This is a genomic window from Gordonia sp. CPCC 206044 (genome assembly GCF_048537895.1).
GTDB lineage: Bacteria > Actinomycetota > Actinomycetes > Mycobacteriales > Mycobacteriaceae > Gordonia.
Genome location: NZ_JBCLVL010000017.1, coordinates 109,774 through 130,791 on the forward strand (window position 1 = coordinate 109,774; position 21,018 = coordinate 130,791).

Consider the following 21,018-nt stretch of genomic DNA (forward strand, 5'->3'; position numbering starts at 1 on the left):
GAGCAGGGCGCTTTTGATCACGCAGTGATAACGGCGCCGAATTCCTGTGAATTCCCTGCGCATCGCGGCGTGTCCCACGGTGGCAAATCGGGTTTGCGGTAGCGAATATGGTGACGGAAGACACACCTGAAATGTGATCTGCTGCACAGACATTTCGCGTCTGTCAGCAGCAGCGTGCCCCCGGATTGCGATCTTGGGCCGCGTATCGGGCACGCCAGTACTCGCGTTCGGACATCGGCTCCGAGCCGGGGTGGGTGGCCGCATGTCGTTCGACGTACCGCGCATAGTCACGATCGCCCATGACGCTGCCCACGTACCAGGCGATGGCAGCGGTCCCGCGGCGCAGCGCGGCGATCATGACGGTCCGCCCGGTGCGCGTGCAGCCTCGGCTGATGCGCCGAGGTCGTCCCACTCCTTCTGCACCTCGCGCTCGGCGGCAGTCGGGATCAGACCTCGCGGCCCGAAGATCTTGGACGGGACCGGTTCGTCCTCGGTGGTGGGCAGCCCGCCCGCGCGGATCGCCTTGATCGAGATGTAGACGCCGGCCAGCACCACGATCAGTACCAGGACCGCGAAGATGATCGACAACGTGCCCTGGATGAAGGTGTTACGGATGACGGCATCGATCTCGTCGGCCGTCTTCGCCGTCTTGAAGGACGTGAGCCCCTGGTCCTTGGCGTCCACGAACGCGCTGTGTTGCGCCCAGTATCCGATGGACGGATTGGACGAGAAGATCTTCTGCCAGGACGCCGTCATCGTGACGACGAGATCCCAGGTCAGCGGCACGCCGGGGATCCACGCCCACTTGAGCTGACCGCGTTTGATGAGCACCACGGTCACCACCGTCAGCGCCACCGCGGCCAACAACTGGTTGGCGATGCCGAACAGCGGGAACAGGGTGTTGATGCCGCCGAGTGGATCGGTGACTCCCATCAACAGGATGGAACCCCAGGCGGCGCAGACGATCACGGTGCACAGCCACGCGCCGGGTCGCCACGACGGATCCTTGAAACGGCGCAGGCCGGGAAGGTTGCCCAGACCGTCGGACAGCATGAAGCGGGCCACGCGGGTGCCGGCGTCGACGGTGGTCAGGATGAACAGCGCTTCGAACATGATCGCGAAGTGATACCAGAACGAGCGCAACGATTCTCCGCCGATGGCGTCCTGGAGCGTGTCGGCCATTCCCATCGCGAGCGTGGGTGCGCCGCCGGTGCGGGAGACGACCGACTCCTCGCCGACCGCGTCGGCTGCCTGCTGGATCTGTTCGGCGCTCGTCGGATCACCGTGCAACCCGAGCCCGTTGACGTAGTCGGCGGCCCCCTGGGCGGTGCCGCCTGTCTGTGCGGTGGGCGCGTTCATCGCGAAGTAGAGGTGCTGATTGAGGATGCATGCGGTGATCAGGGCCATGATCGCGACGAACGACTCGGTGATCATGCCGCCGTACCCGATGATCCGGGCCTGACCCTCCTTCGCGAGCATCTTCGGCGTGGTGCCCGAGGAGATCAGTGCATGGAACCCGGACAGCGCGCCGCACGCGATGGTGATGAAGAGGAACGGGAACAACGCGCCGGCAAACGCCGGACCCTGCCCGTTCCAGGCGAAGTCGCTGAACGCGGGCGCTTCCATGACGGGACGCACGAGCAGGATGCCGAGGGCGAGCAGCACGATGGTGCCGACCTTCATGAACGTCGACAGATAGTCACGCGGGGCCAGCAGTAGCCAGACCGGCAGAACCGCGGCCGCGATGCCGTAGACGATGATCGCCCAGCTCAGGAAGACCGGCGAAAGGCTGAACCAGTCGTTGCCCCAGCCGGTCTCGGCGACGTAACGTCCGGCGACGATCGCCAGGAGAAGCAGCACCACACCGATCAGCGACACCTCGCTGACCCGGCCCGGGCGCAGGTAGCGCAGATAGACCCCCATGAACAAGGCGATCGGGATGGTCATCGCGATGGAGAAGACTCCCCAGGGGCTGTCGGCGAGGGCATTGACCACCACCAGGGCCAGCACCGCGATGAGGATGATCATGATCACGAGGATCGCCACGATGGCAGCGGTCCCGCCGACCGCGCCGAGTTCGTCACGGGCCATCTGACCCAGGCTGCGGCCGCGTCGACGGGTGGAGATCGTCAGCACCAGATAGTCCTGCACGCATCCGGCGAGCACCGCGCCGATGATGATCCAGATGGTGCCCGGCAGATAACCCATCTGGGCGGCCAACACGGGACCGACGAGCGGGCCGGCACCGGCGATCGCGGCGAAATGGTGACCGAAGAGCACTCGGCGGTCGGTGGGCATGTAATCGCGCGAGTTGTCCAGGAGCTCGGCAGGTGTCGCGTGGTCGTCGCGGGGCGCGACCACCTTCATCTCGATCAGTCGCGCGTAGAACCGGTAGGCGATCACATAGGTGCAGACGGCGGCCAGCACGAACCAGACCGCGTTGACACTCTCACCCCGGACGATCGCGATGACGGCCCAAGCGGCGGCCCCGATGAGGGCGATGACCGCGAACAGGATGCGCTTGCCGACGGTCATCGGGGAGCGATCCACGATCGCCACCGGGGGCAGGTCTGGATCGGTCTTGATGTACTCGATCGTCGGTTTGTCGGCGCGTTCGTCGGTGACCGTCATCGGCGCAAACCTTCCTGGTGGCGAGTGTGGCCCGGGTCACTATACAACCCGTCTGCGTGACAATCCGACTGCGGGCTCGCTCGCTGCGGTCGCGAGTTCGGCGAAACATCGGTACCCGCTTGGGTCCTCGGGCAGTCTGGCCACATGACCTCAACGCACACGACGCGCCCGGGCGAGCATCGTCGGCGCGCGGCCGAGATCGTCGCCACGCTGTCCGACGCGCAGAAAGCATCACTGACCACCGGCGCCTCCTTCTGGTACACCACGGGTCTGGACGCGGACGGGGTGGCGCCGGTCATGTTGACCGACGGGCCACACGGCATCCGCAAGCAGGCGGGCGCCGCCGATGCGCTGGGCCTCAATGATTCGGTTCCGGCCGTGTGCTTTCCGCCTGCGGTGGCGATGGCTTCGTCGTTCGACGCGGACCTCGTCGCCCGGGTCGGCGACGCCCTCGGCATCGAATGTCTCGCCGAACGGGTCGGCGTCCTGCTCGGACCCGGGGTCAACATCAAGCGCTCGCTGCTCGGTGGACGCAACTTCGAGTATCTGTCGGAGGATCCGTTCCTGACCGGACGTATCGCGGCGGCTCTCGTGCGCGGTGTGCAGCAGCACGGCATCGGGACCTCGGTCAAACACTTCGCGGTCAACAATCAGGAGCACGAGCGGCTGCGGGTCAGCGCCGACGTCGACCCGCGACCGCTGCACGAGATCTACCTGCGGGCCTTCGAACACATCGTGCGTTCGGCGCAGCCGTGGACGATCATGGCCTCCTACAACAAGATCAACGGTGTCTACGCCACCGAGAGCCGATGGTTGCTCACCGACACGTTGCGTGATCGCTGGGGTTTCGACGGGCTGGTCGTCTCGGACTGGATGGCCGTGGACGATCGGGTCGCCGCGCTCGCCGCCGGACTCGACCTCGAGATGCCGTCGAGCGGCGATGTCGGCCCGGGGGAGGTTCGCGCCGCGGCCGCCGACGACGGCGACGCCGGTCGCGTGCTCGACGAATCCGCCTGCCGCGTGGTGGAACTGGCGCTCGCGGCAGAAGGCAACGCGCGCGACGGCGCGACGTATGACCGGCAGGCCCATCACGCGCTCGCCCGGGAGGTCGCCCGACGGTGCGCGGTGTTGCTGAAGAACGACGACATCGGCGAGACCGGCCCGGTGTTACCGCTGGCGCCGTCGACCCGTATCGCGGTCATCGGGGAGTTCGCCCGCACGCCGCGCTATCAGGGTGGGGGCAGCTCGAAGATCAACCCGTTCCGGCTCGACACCGCGCTCGACGAGATCCGGACCATCGCCGATGCGGACGCGGTGGATTTCGCCCCGGGATTCGTCGTCGGCGCAACGGACTCCGACCCGACGCTGGTCGATGAGGCGATCGAGGCCGCACGCGGCGCCGAGGTGGCGATTCTGTTCCTGGGACTCGGCGACGATGACGAGTCCGAGGGCTTCGACCGCGCCGACTGGCGTCTGCCCGCCCCGCAGTTGGAGTTGCTCAGGCGCGTCCTGCAGGCGAACGCGCGCACGGTCGTCGTGCTCTCCAACGGCGGCGTCGTCGACCTGGCGGAGGTCGAGCAAGCACCGGCGATTCTCGAAGGATGGCTGCTGGGTCAGGCAGGCGGCGGTGCCATCGCCGAGTTGCTGTACGGACTGTCCGATCCGTCGGGACGACTCGCCGAGACCATCCCGCTGCGGATCGAGGACAGCCCCGCATACCTCGACTTCCCGGGCGAACACCTGCACGTACGCTACGGCGAGGGTGTCTTCGTCGGGTACCGGTGGTACGACGCGCGGCAACTGCCGGTGCGCTACCCCTTCGGACACGGATTGTCCTACACCACATTCGACCTCGCCGATCTGGATGTCACGTCACGGGCCGACGGACTTCGGGTACGCGCCACGGTCGCCAACGTCGGAGACCGGGCCGGTCGGGCGGTGGTGCAGGTCTATGTCGGCCGTGACGATTCGGCGGTCGCACGTGCCCCACGAGAGTTGAAGGGCATCGGGATCTGTGACCTGGCGGCCGGCGCCCGTTCGACCGTCGACATCGAGGTCGCGAGATCCGAACTCGCGTACTGGGATCGGACCCTCGACGACTGGTTCGTCGAGGGTGGGGACCATCGTGTCGAGGTGGGTATGTCCAGTCGGGACATCAGGTTGACCGCCACGGTGCAGGTCGGCGGGGATTCGGCGTCGGCACGCCTGGACGCGTCATCGACGCTGGGGGAGGTCCTCGACGACGCTCGGTCGGGTCCCGATCTGCGAGCGCGCCTGGCCGCCACGATGGGGGTCGATGAACTCGATCCCACGATGCTGATGCTCGTCTCGTCCTTTCCGATCGGGCGGGTCGCGCCGATGCTGGGGCTGGACGTGGACGAATTGTTCGGCCACTGACAGTGGTGGCGTCGCGGGTTCTGCGCCGAGCCGATCGAGTGCGGTCGAGCCTCGTCGACTCTCGTGTCTTCGGCGTCGATCGCAGAGCGGGGTCGGTTCAGCGACGGGTGAGTGTGACCATCCCGCCGCGGCGCGGGGCGAACGCGACTCCGCGGGAGTGCCAGGCCTCGGGCGGCTCCGTCGTGATGTGAATGGTGAAGTCCCGCAGCAGGGTACGTAAGACCACATCCATCTCCATGTGCGCGAATGCGGCGCCGATACACCGTCGGGTACCGCCACCGAACGGTATCCACGCCTGACTCGGCGGGGTCCCGACGAACCGTTCCGGGTCGAACCGCTCCGGGTCGTCGAACTGTCGGCTGTCGTCGTGCAGAAGGGAGATGGCGACCATGATGTTGTGACCCTTGGGGATTCGGTACTGTCCCAGCTCCAGGACATCGGTCACCACGTGACGGCCGGCGAGGTCGATGACGGGCCTGCTGCGCTGCGTCTCGAGGATCGTCGCCATCCGGTACTCGCTGCCACCGGCGTCGACCTCGGCCACCAGCCGGCTGAGGACGGCGGGGTGGCGACCGAGTCGTTCGACCGTCCACGCCAGCGAGTTCGCCGTGGTCTCGTGTCCGGCGACCAGTAGGGTCAACAGTTCGTCGGCGATGGCGGTGTCGGCCATCGCGGTGCCGTCGTCGTAGCGGCTCTGCAGCATCAACGCCAGGATGTCGTCGCGGTCGTCGAGGCCGGGATCGGTGCGCGCCTTGGTGATCAACGCATCGATGATGGCGTCGTAGGTGGCGCGATGTGTGGCAAAGGATCGTCGTGGGTCGAATCGCCCGAAGGACACGGGTAGGTCCGGCAGGGTCGCCAACCGCGAGCCCACGGTGACCATCGGTGGGATGATCTCGCGCAGGGTGTCGAGCTCACGCCCGTCGGCCCCGAACACCGCCCGCAGGATCACATTCAACGTGATGCGCATCATCGGCTCGACGGTGGGAAAAGCGCGACCGATGGGCCAGGTCTGCGCCTCCCGGTGGAACTCTTCTTCGACGATGCTCTCGTAGCGCTTGATCCTCTTGCCGTGCAGCGGGGGAGTGAGCAGTTTGCGCTGGCGGCGGTGGTCGGTGCCCTCGAGTGAGAACAGCGAACCCGCGCCGAGTAGACGGCCGAGGTTGGGGCGGATGTTGTTGACCTGATCGGTCGACGTGGTGAACAGCTGCTTGGCCAACGTCGGGTCGGCGATGACGACGATGTCGCGGAACAACGGCACGCGGATGGTGAACGCCGGTCCGTGACGTCGGGCGAGGGATTGCAGTGTCTGACGCCGTCGGATGACGAAGTTGAGGCCCTGCAGGCCTTTGGGGAGGCGTGATCCCGGAGGTAACAGTGATTCGGGAGCTGACACGGGTCCGGGAGGTGACGGTGATCCGGGAGGTGACGGGGGGTCGCCTCGGTCGGGTGTCTGGCTGGGCGGCACGGTCTGGGGTGCGGACATACTCAGGATTCCTCCTGTGTGGCGGTCGTCTGGTACGAACCCGTACCAGATAAACGGTACGCATCCGTACCGTCGGTGCGCAAGGGTTTTCGTCGTATCGTGTGGGTGTGTCCGATGCAATGCTCTCCGAACAGACGCCGGTCGGTGCAGGCGGCGACCAGGTGTCGTCGGTCCGCGTTCGTCTCCTCGATGCGATGGCAGCATGCCTGCTCGATCGAGGGTTTCGAGAGACCACCGTGGCCGACATCGTCCGGGTCGCCCGCACATCGCGGCGCACCTTCTATCAGGAGTTCCCGGACAAGGTCGCCTGCTTCTTCGCGCTGTTGCGGATGTCCAACGACGCGATGATGGAAGGCATTGCGGCCGGGGTGGATCCGGATGCGGACGCCACGGTGCAGATCCGTCAGGCGGTGACCGCGTATGTCGTGGCGAGTGAGCAACACCCGGAGATCACGTGGAGCTGGATTCGTGAACTCCCGGCCCTCGGCGAGCCCGCGCGCGAACTGCGCCTGGGCATGATGGAGAAGTTCATCGCGTTGTTGGTGGCGCTCACCGACACGCCGCAGATGCGGTCGGCCGGGACCACACCCGTGAGCCGCGCGACGGCGGTGATGATCTGGGGCGGGATCAGAGAGCTGACCGCAGACGCGGTCGAACGAGGTGCGCCCCTGCACACCATCGTGGAGCCGGCGACCCAGGCCTGTGTCGCCCTGGTGGGAGCCAACATCTGCACGCCGCCGACGGACGCCCGATGACCGCCGACGGCGATCTGGCCGGACGGTGTGCCCTCGTCACCGGCGCCGGGCAGGGCGTGGGACGCGGACTGGCGTTGGCCCTTGCCGATGCCGGCGCCGAGGTGTTGGTCAACGACGTCCGAGTCGACCGCGCCGAGGATGTCGTCGCTCAGGTGCGTGACAAGGGTGGCCGCGGCCGGTCGGTTCCGTTCGACGTCACCGACCACGAAGAGGTCGCCACGGCGATCGCCGCGGCCGGGCCGGTGGACATCCTGATCAACAATGCGGGAAATGCCGGTGCAGGCCCGTTCACCGTCGGTCGGGCCTTCCACGACACCGGTCCGGCGGACTGGGAACCGTTCTTGCGGGTGAACCTGTACGGGGTCATGCACTGCACCCATGCCGTCTTGCCGGCCATGATCGAGCGGCAGTGGGGCCGGGTCATCACGATCGTCTCCGACGCCGGGCGGACCGGCGATCGCAACAGCGCCGTGTACGCGACGGCCAAGGCGGGTGCCGCCGGGTTCATCCGCTCGATCGCCATGGAAGGCGGACGCCACGGCATCACCGCCAACAACATCGCGCTCGGCACCATGCGCACCCCGCTCACCGAAGCGCTCTGGGACGAACCGGATTCGCCACGGGCCAAGGCGATTCTGCAGAACTACGTCATCAGGCGGCCGGGGACACCCGACGATGTCGCCGCGTTGGCACTGCTGCTCGCCGGGGACCAGGGTTCGTGGATCACCGGACAGACCATCCCGGTCAACGGGGGATATTCGTTCGCGCTGTAGAGCGTGATTCGCGGGTGCGGTCCGGCGGCGCATTCCGGGCGCCACCGACGAGGGTGCCGGACGCCGCCGGGCCCTCAGACGATATCGATCACGAAGACCGTCACACACAAGACGAGCAGCCACGCGTCCGTCGCCCAGCGGAGCCAACGCGGTGCGCAGCGCACCTCCATGAAGTAGCGGATGATCAGGCGCGACTTGACGAGAGTGATGACCAGGACGGCGGCCGTGATCATGACGCCGCCGTCGCGGTACGTGGCGGGGTGGTGCGCCGGGGCGAGCCACCACGAGCCGGCGGTGATCGCGAGCAGTACCGCCCAGGTCCACGTCACGGCTCGCGACGACGAGGCGACTCGGGTAGGGGAGGTCGTTGTGGTCGTCATGGTCACCTCATCACGTAGAGCAGGCCGAAGATGATCACCCAGAGCAGATCGACCATGTGCCAATAGATTGCATTGGACTCGACCATCGAGATCCTGCGGCGTGAAGGGTTGCGCAGTTCGCGGACGGTCACGCCCAGGACGATCAGCCCGATGAACACATGGACGAGATGGACTCCGGTGAGCACGTAGTAGAACGAGAAGAACATGTCGGAGTTGGTGTGCCCGCCCTGGATCTCGGAGTACCACTCGTAGCTTTTGAGAAGCATGAACAGTACGCCGAAGCATCCGCCCGCCAGGGTCAAGCGAATCGCGCGATCGTGGTGCCCGGCTCGGGCGACGATCACCGCTCGGGCGATGAACCACGAACTGGTCAACAGGATCATGGTGTTGATCACGCCGATGTTGATGTTCAGGTGCTCTTGGGCCCGGAGGAACCCCTCCGGGTCCATCGTCCGGTAGATCGTGTAGACGACGAAGTACGCCCCGAAGATGACCAGATCGCCGAGGACCATGACCCACATGTGGCCGTCGCCCGGCAGGTGCTCATGCCTGTGGCGCGCCGGGTCGGTGCCGGGTCTTTCGCCTGCCGTCGACATCGCCTGCCGCGAGTCCGCTTGTGACATCACACTATTCCTTCACCGTCGGGCACTGGTTGTCGGAGTTCCTCGGCTTCGCGTGTGGCGGCCTGTTTGAGAAGGACGATGAGCGCCCCCAACCACACGGAGAACACCACGACCGCCAGCCACAGGGCGATCGATCCGTTCCACGCGAACGGCCCCGAGTGGAAGATGAACATCTGGCTGGCGATGACCTCGGTGATGATCTGCCAGATCGTCACGTAGGCAAACCATTTCGGGAAGATCTCGTTCTTGTCGTACAGAACCGCGATGGTCATCACCAGGTAGGCGGCCGTGAAGCACCCCAGGGAACCGTTGTAGGACAGCAGTCCCAGGTCATACAGAAACCCGACGGCCGCGGGATCGCGTTCCGGCCGCAGGGTCGCTGCCAGGAAGCAGACGGCGACCAGCAGGAAGCCGGGCAGCGCGCCGACACCCATCGACGCGATGTAGGCGTAGGCGAATGTCGAACCGACCGACATCCGCTTCATGTGGTACATCACCAGTCCGTTGGTCACGGCGGCGCCGCCGAGGAGTACCATCAGGACACTGAAGCCGATCTGGATCGTCACTGCGTGGTCTGCGAAGAAGGCGACCTTGTCCGCATCGGTGATGTCGGGGCGCGGTGGCGGGGTCACGCGCGCCAGCACGCAGATGATGACACCGAAAACGGTGTACCAGATCGGAAAGAACCAGGTGACCAGCATGACGTCGGGTCTGCCCGCACGGGTGTGCACCGCGCCGGCCCTACGCTTCGACAGCATGATGCTCACCGGGCTGTCACACCCTCGTCGATGGCCTGCCGGATGATGGTGCGGCGCAGCACGAAGAACATGACGATCACGAACAGGGCGAGCGCGCAGTAGCGCAGCCAGAACGTCAGCACACCGTCCCAGGCGAACGGGCCGGTACGGAACACAGCCCCGGCCGCCGCGGGCACCATGGCAACGGCAGTGGCCATACAGTAGTGGCCGACCCATCTGGGGAAGACTGGATTGGGCCCATCATCGAAGTAGACGGCAAGTCCGAGAAGGACGAATTGCACCAGCAGCATGCCCACCGGGGCGACGAGGACGATCCAGGCGAGGTCGTTGAGGAGCATCACCAGCTCCGGATTCCGATCCGGTCGAAACGCTGCGACCAGGAAGAATATGTTCGACAAGGCGAATATCGTCGCGCCGCTGACGGCCGCCGTCAGGTAGCAGTAGGCGAAGACGTGGCTTTGCCCGGCCATGCGCTTCATCTGGATCACGATCACCATGAAGAACGGCAGCAACATGATCCCGCACAGGTTGAACGTCACCTGACTGAACTGGATCCAGGCGGTGTTGGCGGAGTAGAAATCCGCGACCTCCTCGGCGCTCATCGTCGGCGACAGCGGTGGCCAGAAGCCCGGGAAGGCCGCGAACGCGATCAGTAAGACGATCCCTACCGCGGGCCCGATCCACAGACTGATCCACTGGGCTTTGATGTTGCCGGCCTTCGGCAGGTCCTGGACCTGTTCCAGCACGTGCATGACTGCCTCCAAGATATTGACATTAGTCATTTACAGAATCGGCCACACGTGTGGGAGGTAGCAGTTCGCCAACCGAATACGGTTAGACGAACGCAACTTTCAGCACGTCGTGATCGTGAGGCTAGCGCAGGGCGGCTAATGGTGTCAGCAGTTTTTGACTAAAGTCAGCTAGAAAAGTGCGAATGTAGAGTTGACCTCGCGAGGTAGGAAGAGGGGAGCGTCGTGGCGACGAGTAGGAACTCAGATCAGAAGCCGAAGTCGGCGGCGCGGCGCCCCAAGGGGTTGCAGACACGTGAACGCCTGATGGGTGCGGCGATCGCCGAGTTCAAGCGCACGGGCATGGCGGCTGCCGACACAGCGGCGATCGTCTCCGCGGCGGGCGTTGCCCACGGAACCTTCTTTTTCCACTTCCCGACGAAGGAACACGTCCTGATCGAGCTCGAGAACCGCGAGCAGATACACATGGCGGCGGAGTTGGCGAAGTACTTCTCCCGTCCCCACGGGGTGCGTGACACACTCGCCGAGTCGGTTCGGGTGTTGGAGAAACTCGAGCGCCGCCTTGGCCGGCTGTTGTTCAAAGACTTTCTGGCCCTGCATTTTTCGACGACCCGACCGCCGTCAGAGGAGTGGGGGAACTACCCGGTCGTGGCGACCGTGGTGGAAGAGCTGCAGCGCGCCCGCGAACGTGGCGAGATCCCCGCGGCCGTCGACGTCGTACACAACGGCGTGTCGTTTCTCGTCGGTCTGTATGCGCTGCTGATCACCACGCCCGAGTCTCCCGAGCTCCGCGAAGCGGTGATCGACGAGTATCTCACCACCTACATGTTCGGTCTCCGAGCGATACCGACGAACTGAATCCGACCTCGTAGTCAGGGTGCGCATCTCGTGCGCATTGTGACTACGAGGTCGGATTCAGGTTCGGTTCGCTCGGGTCAGGCCGGGTCAGGTCAGCGCAGCGTAGCGGGCGAGATGCGCGTCCGCCGTGCCGAACTCGTACTCGATGGCCGTGAGACGTTTGAAGTAGTGGCCGATCGCGAGTTCCTCGGTCATACCCATGCCGCCGTGCAGCTGCACCGCGTTCTGGCCGATGAACCGGGCGGCGCGACTGATCGTCGCCTTGGCGGCAGACACCGCCGCGGACCGTTCGGCCGCCGGCGCGGACAGCGTGATGATCGCGAAATACTGTGCCGCCACAGCCTGTTCGAGCTCGATGAACATGTCGACCATGCGATGCTGCAGGGCCTGGAAAGATCCGATCGCCTGACCGAACTGCTGGCGCTGCTTGCTGTACTCGACGGTGTCGGCGAGGACCTTGCGCATCAGGCCGACGGCCTCGGAGACCACGGCCGCCGTCCCCTCGTCCCACGCCTGTTCGAGGAGCTCGATGGCGTCCTCGGCGATCAGCGCCGACGCCGGGACCCGCACGTCGGTGAAGGTGAGATCGGCCGCGACGCGATCGTCGATGGTGCGGAAGACATGGGAGTCGATCCCGGCCGGTGCGGCATCGCCCGACGGCAGCAGGAACAGCGAGACGCCGGCGCGGTCGTCGGATTCGCCTGCGGTGCGGGCGCTCACGATCAGATGGTCGGCGATCGGTGCGGTCGTCACCACTGCCTTGGCGCCGTTGAGCACCCACTCGTCGCCGTCACGTTCGGCGCGTGTGGTGACCCGTGAGAGCACACCGCCCGAACCGTCCTCGAGCGCTGCGAGCGCGCTCACCGCGTCACCTTCGGCGATGCGTCGCGCCGCGGCCAGCGCAGGCTCCGCACCGGTGGCGTGGAGCAGGCGGGCGCCCAGAACGACGGAGTCGACGAAGGGTTCGACGACGAGTGCGTGTCCGAGTGCCTCGGTGACCACCATCAGTTCCTCGGGGCCGCCGTCGTCGCCGCCCACGGACTCGGGCAGGCATGCGCCGATCACACCGAGTTCGTCGGCCAGCGCACTCCAGACGTCGGGCTGCCAGCCTGCGCCGACCTTGACGGCCTCGCGGCTCGCCTCCAAGTCGTAGCGAGCGTCGAGGAATTTGTTGAGGCCGTCGGAGAGCAGTTGCTGTTCCGGGGTGAGTGTGAAGTCCATGAGTTGTGTCTCCCTTACAGGCCCAGTGCGGCCTTGGCGAGGATGTTGCGCTGGATCTCGTTGCTACCGGCGTAGATCGAGCCGGCGCGGTCGTTGAAGTAGTGCAGCGGTGCGACGGCCTGCCAGGCCTCGCCGCTGACGTAGCCGTCGGTCGGCGCGGTGTACTGCGAGATCGGGCCGCCCGGACGGGTTGCATGGGGTTGGAAGACACGGCCATGGGGACCGGCGGCCTCCAGGCTCAGCGTGGTGATCGCCTGGCTGAGTTCGGTGCCCAGGATCTTGAGCATTGAGGCGATCGGGCCCGGGTCGATGCCCGACGTCATCGCGGCCAGCGACCGGTACTCGAGTACCTCGAGGATCTTGGCCCGCACGGCGAGATCGGCGAGCTTGTGGGCGAAGGCCGGATCCTCCGACAGTGGACCACCGCCCGGTGCGGTCACCTGCGCGGCGTCGCGTCCGAGTTGTTCGACCATGACCTGCAGGGCCGGAGCCGCGGCACCGCCGCCGCGTTCGAACACCAAGAGGTACTTGGCAACGGTCCAGCCGTCGTCGATCTTGCCGAGCACGTTCTTCTTGGGGACGCGCACGCCGTCGAAGAACACCTGTGCCTGCACCTGCTCGCCGGAGGCGAACACCAACGGCTGCACCTCGATGCCCGGTGAGTTCATGTCGATCAGCAGGAACGTGATGCCCTGCTGCTTGCGCTCCTGCTTGGAGGTCCGGACCAGGCAGAAGATCCAGTTCGCCTCGCTGGCGTGCGTCGTCCAGATCTTGCTGCCGGTCACCACGAGGTCGTCGCCGTCGCTGACCGCGGCCATCGACAGGGAGGCGAGGTCGGAGCCGGCTTCGGGCTCCGAGTAACCCTGGCAGAAGAAGACGCTGGCATCGAGGATGCCGGGCAGGAAGAAGTCCTTCTGTTCCTGCGTGCCGAAGGCCATGATCGCGTGCGAGACCATGCGGATTCCCATGGGGGACAGAGCAGGTGCACCGGCGAGGACGGACTCGCGGCTGAAGATGTAGTGCTGGGTGAGCGTCCAGTCGCAGCCGCCGTACTCGACGGGCCACGCCGGGGCGGCCCAACCCCGCTCGTGCAGGATCGCCTGCCAGGCCATCGAGGCCTCGTGTTCGGAGTACACGCTGGTGTGCAGTCGCCCCGCGGTGCGCAGTTCCGAGGTGAGGTTCGCGTCGAGGAACTCACGCACCTCATCTCGGAACGCGATGTCGGCGTCGGACCAGGTCATGTCCATCGAGTTGTCACCCCTATCTGCGTGCCACACGGCGCGAGCGGCATCGACGTATCAAATATATGTGATGTGAAGAATGTACGGCAGCGCACCCGGCTCTGAAAAGTCGGATGCCCGGGTGTTCCGCCGTGATCGTAGATCTGCGGCGGTCCACCCGGGCGGGGTTCGGGGTATCAGGTGCGGACAGTTCTCGGGGCGCGAGCGGTGGTCGAGCCCGTGGCGGGACTCGAATGGTCAGGCGACGCGATTGAAGGGGTCGTGGTCGGCCATGATCTTGTCCATGCGCGCCTCGTCGAGGCGCGCGCGGACGCTGGTCTGCTCCTGTCGGTCGCGCACCACCTTGGCGAGGGTGAACGTGCTCGACGTGAGGAACAGCAGGGTGATGCCGAGGAAGCCACGCTGCCACGCGTCGATCGGCAGGTACAGGATGCCGATGATCGCGGTGCCGAGACTGACGGCGAAGGCGATGGCGGCCTGCAGGTAGTAGGCGGCGGTGGTCGGGGTCTGGGGGAGTTCGGACGAGTTGCTCATGCCGATCAGGATCGCAATCGCCGGGGGCGCCGGGGATGCGTGAGACTACTCAATCGGGCTGAGTGGTGTTGCCGGATTCGTCGTGCGGGGCATCGGTGTCCGTGACGGTATCGGTCTCGTCTCCGTCGCCGGATGCCCGGGGTGGTGACTCCTTCGGCGACGCGGGTTCGTCTCGCGGCGCCGACGATGCGAGCAGGACGTCGGCCCACCGGGTGGCCGGGTCGATGTCGATCAGCAACGCCTTGGACATCAGCGTGAGCGGCACGGCGAGGATCGCACCGAGTGGGCCGATCACCCATGCCCAGAACACCAGGGACAGGAAGGTCAGCGTGGTGGACAGGCCGACCGCGTCACCGACGAACTTCGGTTGGATGACCGACTGGATGATCACGTTGATCACGCTGTAGACGACGATCACCAACAGCATCTGCCCGACCCCGCCGTCGAGCAGGGCGAGCAGTGCGGGCGGGATCAACCCGAGGACGAACCCGACGTTCGGGATGTAGTTGGTGATGAACGACAACAGGCCCCAGAGGATGGGCAGAGGTACACCGACCAGCCAGAGGAATCCGGTGTCGAACACGGCCACGATGAGGCCGAATATGGTGGATACCAGCAGATAGCTGCGCGTGCCCCGGGCAAAGTTGCTGAATGCCGTTGCGATGTCGGGACGTTGGCCGCGCAGGACGTTGATGCGTTTGTCGAAGGACAACGCGTCGGCGGCCATGAACAGCAGCATCGTGATGACCAGGAGCAACGCCGAGGCCACCGAGAACGTGCTCTCCAGCAGTTCGGTGACATACCCGAAGGCCTTGCCCGGATCGATGTGCGAGATCGCGGCGTGCACCTTGTCCTGGCTGACCCCGTGGTCGGTCAGGAGCTTCTGGAAGTCGTCGATCAGCTTCTGGAACTTGTCGGAGTACTCGGGCAGGATCGTCGCGAGCCGCGCCACCGAGAACACCAGGGACCCGAAGAGTGCCAACAGGATTCCGTACACGGCCAGCAGCGTCGCGACGAAGGCCAGCCAGGTGGGCAGGCCTTTGCGTCGCAGCCACGCCGGGATGGGCTGCACGGCCACGGTGAGCATCAGGGCGAGAAAGACGGGTCCGACGAGGCCGGCGACGGCTTTCATCCCGCCGACGGTCACGACGAGGCCTGCGATCGTCAGGAGCACGATCGTGCCACGTGGCATCGACCAACTGCTCGGCGGTTCGGTCTGTTGCTCAACGGTCATGGACGCCTTTCGACGGGGTGATCGTAACCCTCGACGAGGTGTCTCCGGGGGATGACGGACGCGGCGTCAGCGTCCGGTCCAGTTCGGCGGGCGCTTGGTGACGAACGCCGTGATCCCCTCGATGGTGTCCTTGCTGACGAGCAGGCCGTCGAGCGCGCTCGACGTGGAGGAGATGGCGTCGATCTCGTCGGGGATCGACTCGGCCACCGCCATGGCGCGCAGTGATTCCCGCACCGACGTCGGTGATGCGGCGAGGATCTCGTCGGCGACCGTACGGGCCAGCGTCATGACGTCGCCGGCCGGCGCGATCCGGCTGATCAGTCCGGCCGCCAGCGCCTCGGTGGCGTCGAGACGGCGGCCGGTGAGAATCATGTCTCGGGCGAGAACGGGCCCGACGGTTGCCGGCAGGCGCACCAGTCCACCGGCCAGCGCGGCCAATCCGACCTTGACCTCCGGCAACCCGAAGGTCGCGCGTTCGTCGGCGACGACGAGATGGCACGCCATCGCGATCTCGAGGCCGCCGCCGAGCGCATACCCGTTGACCGCTGCGATGACGGGCTTCGGAAGGTCCCGTCGGGACGTGAGTCCGGCAAATCCGTTCTTCGGCACCTCCAGCCCGGTGCCACCTGCCGTCTGCGCCAGGTCGTTGCCGGCGGAGAATGCCTTGTCGCCGGCACCGGTCAGGATCGCGACCCACAGGTCCGGGTCGGCGAAGTAGGCGTCGAAGATCTCGTCGAGCTCCGCATTCGCCGCGGGGTGCAGGGCATTTCGCGCCTCCGGCCGGTTGATCACCACCTCGAGGAGATGGCCGTCGCGGCGGATCTCGACGTGCTCGTAGCCATCGCGGAACGACGGGACGGTTGCCGGGTGATGCCGCAGCATCGCTGTGCGACTGGCGAACACCCGGTTGCCGCGAGCCGACGAGCGGACATGCACGGTCGTGCCGATCGGATCCTCGCCGGCGAGCAGATCGAACATCTCGGTGTCGTCGTGCTCCACGTTGGCGATGAATCGCGTTCCGTCGCCGAGTCGCCCGATGACGATGCCCTTGCGGCCGCCGTCGCGGTCGGGCACCACGGTGAAGGTCTCCAGTGTGGCGGGTCCGTCGGCGTAGTCGGTGGTCGACACCGTCGATGCGGCGTCGAGGAGTGCCTGGACCCCGGCCGAGTCGCCCGGCGACCACGGCGCCGGAGTGCTGCTGTAGATGCCGACCGACGTCTTGGACAGGATGCCGCCGTTGGCCACCACCAGGGTGTGGCTGCCCGGGGATGTGCGCGCGCGGTCGGCGGCCTCGGCGATGGCGTGCATCGAATAGTTGTTGCCCGGCCCTCCGAAGAAGGGCAGTCCACCGGTCAGGGTGAGGCCGCGCGGGTCGTCGGGGCTGATGCCGAGCGGATCGATGACGTTGGTGACCGCGATCGGGAAACAGCTGTAGATGTCGATGAAGTCGATCTCGTCGAGGCCGATCTCGGCGACCGCGAGGGCACCGCGAACGGCCGCGGCCGCGGCCGGTGCGGTACTCAGGTCCGGGCGCGTCATCAGCGTCCGTTCCCGGGTGTCGGCATGGCCGTGAACGAAGACCCATCGGCTCTCGTCGATCCCGAGCTCGCGTGCCCTGCCGACGGACATGATCACCACGGCCGCAGCCTGATTGACTTGATCGCGGGCCACCAGCAGTCGCGTGAACGGGTCGGCGACGACACGGTTGTCAGGGCCGACGGTGACGAGTTCCTCGGCCGTTCGTGCGGTCGGTGCCGCCGAGTGCGGATTGGCGGCGGCGACCGTCGAGAACGGCGCGAACAGTTCGCCCATCGCTCGCGCGTGATCGCTGCGACTGCGTCCCAGACGGTGACGCAGCGCGTTCTCGAGGACGGCGTACTGCACGAGTGGCGCCAGCATTCCGTGCTGCGCTTCCTGATGGGTCGTCAGGCCGGCGATCGCGTAGCCGCGGTCCTCGAGTTGCCCGCCGACCTCTTCGGCCAGGCTCGGCCGATCGTCGGCCTCCGTGGTCGCGGTGAGGTGGCGGACTGTGGACATGATCTCGGCGCCGAAGAGCACGGCGGCACCCGTGCGTCCCGCATTGATCTCCCCGGCGAACTCGGTGAGCAACGACTGAGGGCTCTGGCCGCCGGTGACGCCGAGTACGGCACGCCGCGGGTCCATCCCCACGCGCTTGGCGACCGCGCGGGGCATGTTGTCGGGGCGCCCGAGGGGAGAGGTCGACAACGGACTGGATTCCTCGAAGGTCCGCACACCGACGACGGCGTCGATCTCGAAGGCGACGTCAGCTGCCGCTCTGCCGGTGTCCGACAACGCGGTCTGGACGGCGTGAGCTGCGAGATCGGCCTCGCTGCGCGCCTGATAGTCGGGATCGGCCAGACGTTCGGAGGCCTGCCCGACGCCGACGATGACCGGTGTCGTCGGGTCGAGGGCCGTCAAAGGAACAGAACGGGACATGTGTCTATTTATCCACCCACGATGTCACCGCGTATCGGCGGCCCCTCGGGGCGTCGCGACCCGGTGACAGCGCGGCAATTACGTGCTATCACTGATTACAAGTAATCAGCACGTCGGAGGAGTGATCATGACCGACACCGATACCTCGATCGCCGGCTGGTTGGCCGGACGTCTGCCCGACGACCTGTTCACCGGTTCGCCCGAGGTGCGGGTGGATCGTGAGGAGATCACCGTCATCGGGACGATCGATCCGCCCGTCGTCGACGACGGTGACGATGCGCCCGCCGTGCGGGAGGCCGAAGCCGGGCGGATCGCGCGGTTCCGCGAGGCCACGCGTGGGAAACGGATGGAGGTGGCGCGTGAGGCGGAGCATCGCTTCGATCGCAAGGTCGCCTGGGGTGTGCGGTGCGGGGAGTCGTCGCAGCTGTTCACCCATCTCGCCGTGCCCGTGATGACCCGTCTGCGGCAGCCCCAACGGCAGGTCCTCGACACTCTCGTCGCCGCCGGGGTGGCGCGCAGTCGCGCCGACGCGTTGTCGTGGTGCGTGAAACTGGTTGGTCAGCACACTGATTCGTGGCTGGACGACCTGCGCGAAGCCATGGGACGGGTGGACGAGATCCGCGACTCCGGCCCGTCGGTGGACTGACGGTCGGTCGCGTCGGTGCGAGGTCTCCGGGTGTAGGCGCGAGATCAAGTGGACCGATCGGCTCTCTCTCTCTCTCTCTCTCTCTCTCTCTGCGCTGTCTCACGGCCAGGGGGTTGGTCGTCGGGGTCACCACGGGTGGCGGTGCGGGTTGACCAGACCGGCGCCGCTGAGCATCGTCGACGGGTTTCGGTCAGCGAGGTCGGAAGGGTTCCGGTAGCCCGGTGCGGCGGCGACACTGGCCACGCCGATCAGCCGCACATCGACGACAAGGACCCACCGTGACCGCCACCGCCAGCCGTACCTCCTACTCCGATGTCGAGCTCGACGAGATCTTCTCTCCCGTGTTCGCGCGTATCGCCGCAGGCGCGGTGCAGCGCGAGGTGGATCGTCGACTTCTCCATGACGAGGTGGCCTGGCTGAAGGACGTGCGGTTCGGGGCGTTGCGCGTGCCGGTCGAGTTCGGCGGCTACGGCGCTTCGGTGCGTCAGTTGTTTCGTCTGCTCGTGGATCTCGCCGCGGCAGAGTCGAATCTGCCCCAGGCTCTTCGGGTGCACTGGTCGTTCGTCGAGGATCAGTTGTCGGCCGAGGACGCCGCCACGAGCGAACGGTGGTTGCGTGCAGTGGCCGAGGGCACGCTGGTGGGCAATGCGATCACCGAACCCGGCGTGGGTGCGATCGACCGCTACCAGACGACCGTCGCCGACGGGCGACTCAACGGGACGAAGTACTACAGCACCGGCAGTCTCTACGCCGATCACATCCTGGTGGCGGCCGATCGTGGTGGCGAGCGTGTGTCGATCCTGGTGGACGCGACCGCCGACGGAATCACTCAGCACGACGATTGGGACGGCTTCGGTCAACGTCTGACAGCGAGTGGTACAACCGAATTCAACGATGTCGAAGTGTCCGATGATCAGATCCTCGGGCCGGGTTACGGAGTGGGCGGCCGGACCTACGCGACGTCGTACCTGCAACTGGTCCAGTTGGCCGTGCTGGCCGGTATCGCACAACGCGCCCTCGACGACACGACGGAATGGGTGCGTGAACGCACCCGAACCTACACGCACTCCGCCGCCGACCTGCCCCGCGAGGATCCGTTGGTACAGCAGGTCATCGGTCGGCTGTCGTCGGCTGCCTACACCGCGCGGACCCTGGTGCTCGACATCGCCGGAGAGCTCGACGTTCTACTCGACGCTGGTGGTCAGGACGAGAAGCTGCTCGACCGTGTGGAATTCGACGTGGCGCGAGCTCAACACGCCGTGATCTCGACGGTGCTAGACGCCACCACCGCGTTGTTCGAAGTGGGTGGCGCGTCCATCACGTCGGAAACGCTGCGACTCGATCGGCATTGGCGCAACGCCCGCACCATCTCGGTGCACAACCCGTTGATCTACAAGCTGCAGGCCATCGGCGATCATGTGCTCAACGGTGCCGAACTCCCCTACGCGTGGAGCGCCGGGAGCAAGCGGTCGGGCGAGGGCTGATTCCCAGTGTCGGTCTCTTGCGCCGGGGTGCTGTCCTGCGGTCGCCAACGCACTCGTCGCCGGTCGAGTAGGCACCGGAGGAGCCGGATCAAGAAGCCCAGTTCGGTCGCGTTGGCATGCCACACTGCCGGTCGAGTAGGCACCGAGGCGCTAGCCGAAGATCCGGATCGAGACCCGAGGGTGCTCCGATCATTCTGCGTTACAGTTGATTGCCCGGTTCGGTCCCGTTGGCACGCCGCACTGCCGGTCGAGTAGGCGCCGAGGCGCTAGCCGAGGAGCCGTATCGAGACCTGAAGATACCCGGATCATATTGCATTACAGTCGATTACCCGAACCGGGTCTCGCTATGCTCGGACACCCCCCAGGTCTCGATACGGATCTTCGGCTAGCGCCTCAGTACCTACTCGACCGGCAATGTGTGCGCCAACCGTGGGGACCGGACGCGAGAACATTGCCGTCGAACATGATCAGTCGACCGCAGGTTCCTCGATCATGCTGGGGGATGGGCGGTTTGCTTTTCGGGGTGCGGGGCGCGCCCGCACCGCCGGTCGAGTTACGGAACCGCACGCTGCCGGTCGAGTAGGCGCCGAGGCGCTGGCCGAGGGGTCGTATCGAGACCGGAGGGTGCTCGGATCATCTTGCGTTACAGTCGATTACCCGAACCGGGTCTTGCCATGCTCGGACCACCCCCAGGTCTCGATACGGATCTTCGGCTAGCGCCTCAGTATCTACTCGACCGGCAATGTGTGCGCCAACCGTGGGGACCGGACGCGAGAACATTGCCGTCGAGC

Annotated in this window: 18 protein-coding genes; 6 read left to right on the top strand and 12 right to left on the bottom strand. The window is 66.2% G+C overall.

Annotated features, from left to right (window positions below):
• Window positions 1-163: 163 nt before the first annotated feature.
• Both AAFP35_RS22580 and AAFP35_RS22585 read right to left on the bottom strand, forming a co-directional pair.
• Complete coding sequence (locus tag AAFP35_RS22580; protein ID WP_419223899.1) at window positions 164-358, bottom strand: YbdD/YjiX family protein; 195 nt, start codon at window positions 356-358, stop codon at window positions 164-166.
• Window positions 355-2,631: a carbon starvation CstA family protein gene (locus AAFP35_RS22585; protein ID WP_419223900.1), complete on the bottom strand. Its 2,277-nt coding sequence runs from the start codon at window positions 2,629-2,631 to the stop codon at window positions 355-357. Before AAFP35_RS22585 ends, AAFP35_RS22580 begins: the two co-directional genes overlap by 4 nt.
• A 144-nt stretch (window positions 2,632-2,775) precedes the next feature.
• On the opposite strand from AAFP35_RS22585, the gene AAFP35_RS22590 reads away from it, so the two are divergent.
• Window positions 2,776-5,028: a glycoside hydrolase family 3 C-terminal domain-containing protein gene (locus tag AAFP35_RS22590; RefSeq protein ID WP_419223901.1), complete on the top strand. Its 2,253-nt coding sequence runs from the start codon at window positions 2,776-2,778 to the stop codon at window positions 5,026-5,028.
• A 97-nt stretch (window positions 5,029-5,125) separates the two neighbouring features.
• Here AAFP35_RS22590 and AAFP35_RS22595 read toward each other — a convergent pair whose 3' ends face one another.
• Window positions 5,126-6,424, bottom strand: a complete 1,299-nt coding sequence (locus AAFP35_RS22595) for a cytochrome P450 (protein WP_419223902.1) — start codon at window positions 6,422-6,424, stop codon at window positions 5,126-5,128.
• Between the two features lie 197 nt (window positions 6,425-6,621).
• On the opposite strand from AAFP35_RS22595, the gene AAFP35_RS22600 reads away from it, so the two are divergent.
• Both AAFP35_RS22600 and AAFP35_RS22605 read left to right on the top strand, forming a co-directional pair.
• On the top strand, window positions 6,622-7,269 hold the full coding sequence (locus tag AAFP35_RS22600) for a TetR/AcrR family transcriptional regulator (protein WP_419223903.1): 648 nt from the start codon (window positions 6,622-6,624) through the stop codon (window positions 7,267-7,269).
• On the top strand, window positions 7,266-8,042 hold the full coding sequence (locus AAFP35_RS22605) for an SDR family NAD(P)-dependent oxidoreductase (RefSeq protein ID WP_419223904.1): 777 nt from the start codon (window positions 7,266-7,268) through the stop codon (window positions 8,040-8,042). Before AAFP35_RS22600 ends, AAFP35_RS22605 begins: the two co-directional genes overlap by 4 nt.
• A 74-nt stretch (window positions 8,043-8,116) precedes the next feature.
• On the opposite strand, the gene AAFP35_RS22610 is transcribed toward AAFP35_RS22605, so the two are convergent.
• The 4 genes from AAFP35_RS22610 to AAFP35_RS22625 are packed head-to-tail and all read right to left on the bottom strand — an operon-like array spanning window position 8,117 to window position 10,555.
• Entirely contained in the window at window positions 8,117-8,422 is a 306-nt protein-coding gene (locus tag AAFP35_RS22610) for a cytochrome C oxidase subunit IV family protein (protein ID WP_419223905.1), read from the bottom strand.
• Between the two features lie 2 nt (window positions 8,423-8,424).
• Entirely contained in the window at window positions 8,425-9,018 is a 594-nt protein-coding gene (locus AAFP35_RS22615) for a cytochrome c oxidase subunit 3 (RefSeq protein WP_419223920.1), read from the bottom strand.
• A gap of 26 nt (window positions 9,019-9,044) precedes the next feature.
• On the bottom strand, window positions 9,045-9,803 hold the full coding sequence (locus AAFP35_RS22620) for a hypothetical protein (RefSeq protein WP_419223921.1): 759 nt from the start codon (window positions 9,801-9,803) through the stop codon (window positions 9,045-9,047).
• A 5-nt stretch (window positions 9,804-9,808) separates the two neighbouring features.
• The gene (locus AAFP35_RS22625) at window positions 9,809-10,555 is read right to left on the bottom strand and encodes a hypothetical protein (RefSeq protein ID WP_419223906.1); all 747 of its coding nucleotides are present in this window, start codon (window positions 10,553-10,555) and stop codon (window positions 9,809-9,811) included.
• Between the two features lie 303 nt (window positions 10,556-10,858).
• Here AAFP35_RS22625 and AAFP35_RS22630 point away from each other — a divergent pair, with 303 nt between their 5' ends.
• The gene (locus AAFP35_RS22630) at window positions 10,859-11,410 is read left to right on the top strand and encodes a helix-turn-helix domain-containing protein (protein WP_419223922.1); all 552 of its coding nucleotides are present in this window, start codon (window positions 10,859-10,861) and stop codon (window positions 11,408-11,410) included.
• Between the two features lie 87 nt (window positions 11,411-11,497).
• On the opposite strand, the gene AAFP35_RS22635 is transcribed toward AAFP35_RS22630, so the two are convergent.
• The 5 genes from AAFP35_RS22635 to AAFP35_RS22655 all read right to left on the bottom strand — a co-directional run bounded on the left by AAFP35_RS22635 (window position 11,498) and on the right by AAFP35_RS22655 (window position 18,097).
• Window positions 11,498-12,631 carry an acyl-CoA dehydrogenase family protein gene (locus AAFP35_RS22635; RefSeq protein WP_419223907.1) on the bottom strand — a complete coding sequence of 378 codons (1,134 nt, stop codon included), beginning with the start codon at window positions 12,629-12,631 and terminating at the stop codon, window positions 11,498-11,500.
• Window positions 12,632-12,645: 14 nt separating this feature from the next.
• Window positions 12,646-13,878: an acyl-CoA dehydrogenase family protein gene (locus tag AAFP35_RS22640; protein WP_419223908.1), complete on the bottom strand. Its 1,233-nt coding sequence runs from the start codon at window positions 13,876-13,878 to the stop codon at window positions 12,646-12,648.
• 231 nt (window positions 13,879-14,109) lie between these two features.
• Window positions 14,110-14,406, bottom strand: a complete 297-nt coding sequence (locus AAFP35_RS22645) for a YiaA/YiaB family inner membrane protein (RefSeq protein WP_419223909.1) — start codon at window positions 14,404-14,406, stop codon at window positions 14,110-14,112.
• A gap of 49 nt (window positions 14,407-14,455) precedes the next feature.
• On the bottom strand, window positions 14,456-15,640 hold the full coding sequence (locus AAFP35_RS22650) for an AI-2E family transporter (RefSeq protein WP_419223910.1): 1,185 nt from the start codon (window positions 15,638-15,640) through the stop codon (window positions 14,456-14,458).
• A 66-nt stretch (window positions 15,641-15,706) separates the two neighbouring features.
• Window positions 15,707-18,097, bottom strand: coding sequence for an acetyl-CoA acetyltransferase (locus AAFP35_RS22655; protein ID WP_419223911.1), 2,391 nt, complete (start codon window positions 18,095-18,097; stop codon window positions 15,707-15,709).
• Between the two features lie 127 nt (window positions 18,098-18,224).
• Between AAFP35_RS22655 and AAFP35_RS22660 the strand changes: the two genes are divergently transcribed.
• Window positions 18,225-18,743 (top strand): hypothetical protein, encoded by a 519-nt coding sequence (locus tag AAFP35_RS22660; protein WP_419223912.1) that lies wholly within the window; start codon window positions 18,225-18,227, stop codon window positions 18,741-18,743.
• Between the two features lie 278 nt (window positions 18,744-19,021).
• Window positions 19,022-20,227 carry an acyl-CoA dehydrogenase family protein gene (locus tag AAFP35_RS22665; RefSeq protein ID WP_419223913.1) on the top strand — a complete coding sequence of 402 codons (1,206 nt, stop codon included), beginning with the start codon at window positions 19,022-19,024 and terminating at the stop codon, window positions 20,225-20,227.
• The last annotated feature ends 791 nt before the right edge of the window (window positions 20,228-21,018 follow it).

What these genes read in the sequence shown, in the direction of transcription:
- AAFP35_RS22585 (WP_419223900.1), bottom strand. Translation starts at nt 2,631, where the DNA reads ATGACGGTCACCGACGAACGCGCCGACAAACCGACGATCGAGTACATC.
- AAFP35_RS22650 (WP_419223910.1), bottom strand. Translation starts at nt 15,640, where the DNA reads ATGACCGTTGAGCAACAGACCGAACCGCCGAGCAGTTGGTCGATGCCA.
- AAFP35_RS22655 (WP_419223911.1), bottom strand. Translation starts at nt 18,097, where the DNA reads ATGTCCCGTTCTGTTCCTTTGACGGCCCTCGACCCGACGACACCGGTC.
- AAFP35_RS22660 (WP_419223912.1), top strand. Translation starts at nt 18,225, where the DNA reads ATGACCGACACCGATACCTCGATCGCCGGCTGGTTGGCCGGACGTCTG.
- AAFP35_RS22630 (WP_419223922.1), top strand. Translation starts at nt 10,859, where the DNA reads ATGGGTGCGGCGATCGCCGAGTTCAAGCGCACGGGCATGGCGGCTGCC.
- AAFP35_RS22610 (WP_419223905.1), bottom strand. Translation starts at nt 8,422, where the DNA reads ATGACGACCACAACGACCTCCCCTACCCGAGTCGCCTCGTCGTCGCGA.
- AAFP35_RS22590 (WP_419223901.1), top strand. Translation starts at nt 2,776, where the DNA reads ATGACCTCAACGCACACGACGCGCCCGGGCGAGCATCGTCGGCGCGCG.
- AAFP35_RS22625 (WP_419223906.1), bottom strand. Translation starts at nt 10,555, where the DNA reads ATGCACGTGCTGGAACAGGTCCAGGACCTGCCGAAGGCCGGCAACATC.
- AAFP35_RS22615 (WP_419223920.1), bottom strand. Translation starts at nt 9,018, where the DNA reads ATGTCGACGGCAGGCGAAAGACCCGGCACCGACCCGGCGCGCCACAGG.
- AAFP35_RS22580 (WP_419223899.1), bottom strand. Translation starts at nt 358, where the DNA reads ATGATCGCCGCGCTGCGCCGCGGGACCGCTGCCATCGCCTGGTACGTG.
- AAFP35_RS22605 (WP_419223904.1), top strand. Translation starts at nt 7,266, where the DNA reads ATGACCGCCGACGGCGATCTGGCCGGACGGTGTGCCCTCGTCACCGGC.
- AAFP35_RS22645 (WP_419223909.1), bottom strand. Translation starts at nt 14,406, where the DNA reads ATGAGCAACTCGTCCGAACTCCCCCAGACCCCGACCACCGCCGCCTAC.
- AAFP35_RS22635 (WP_419223907.1), bottom strand. Translation starts at nt 12,631, where the DNA reads ATGGACTTCACACTCACCCCGGAACAGCAACTGCTCTCCGACGGCCTC.
- AAFP35_RS22640 (WP_419223908.1), bottom strand. Translation starts at nt 13,878, where the DNA reads ATGGACATGACCTGGTCCGACGCCGACATCGCGTTCCGAGATGAGGTG.
- AAFP35_RS22620 (WP_419223921.1), bottom strand. Translation starts at nt 9,803, where the DNA reads ATGCTGTCGAAGCGTAGGGCCGGCGCGGTGCACACCCGTGCGGGCAGA.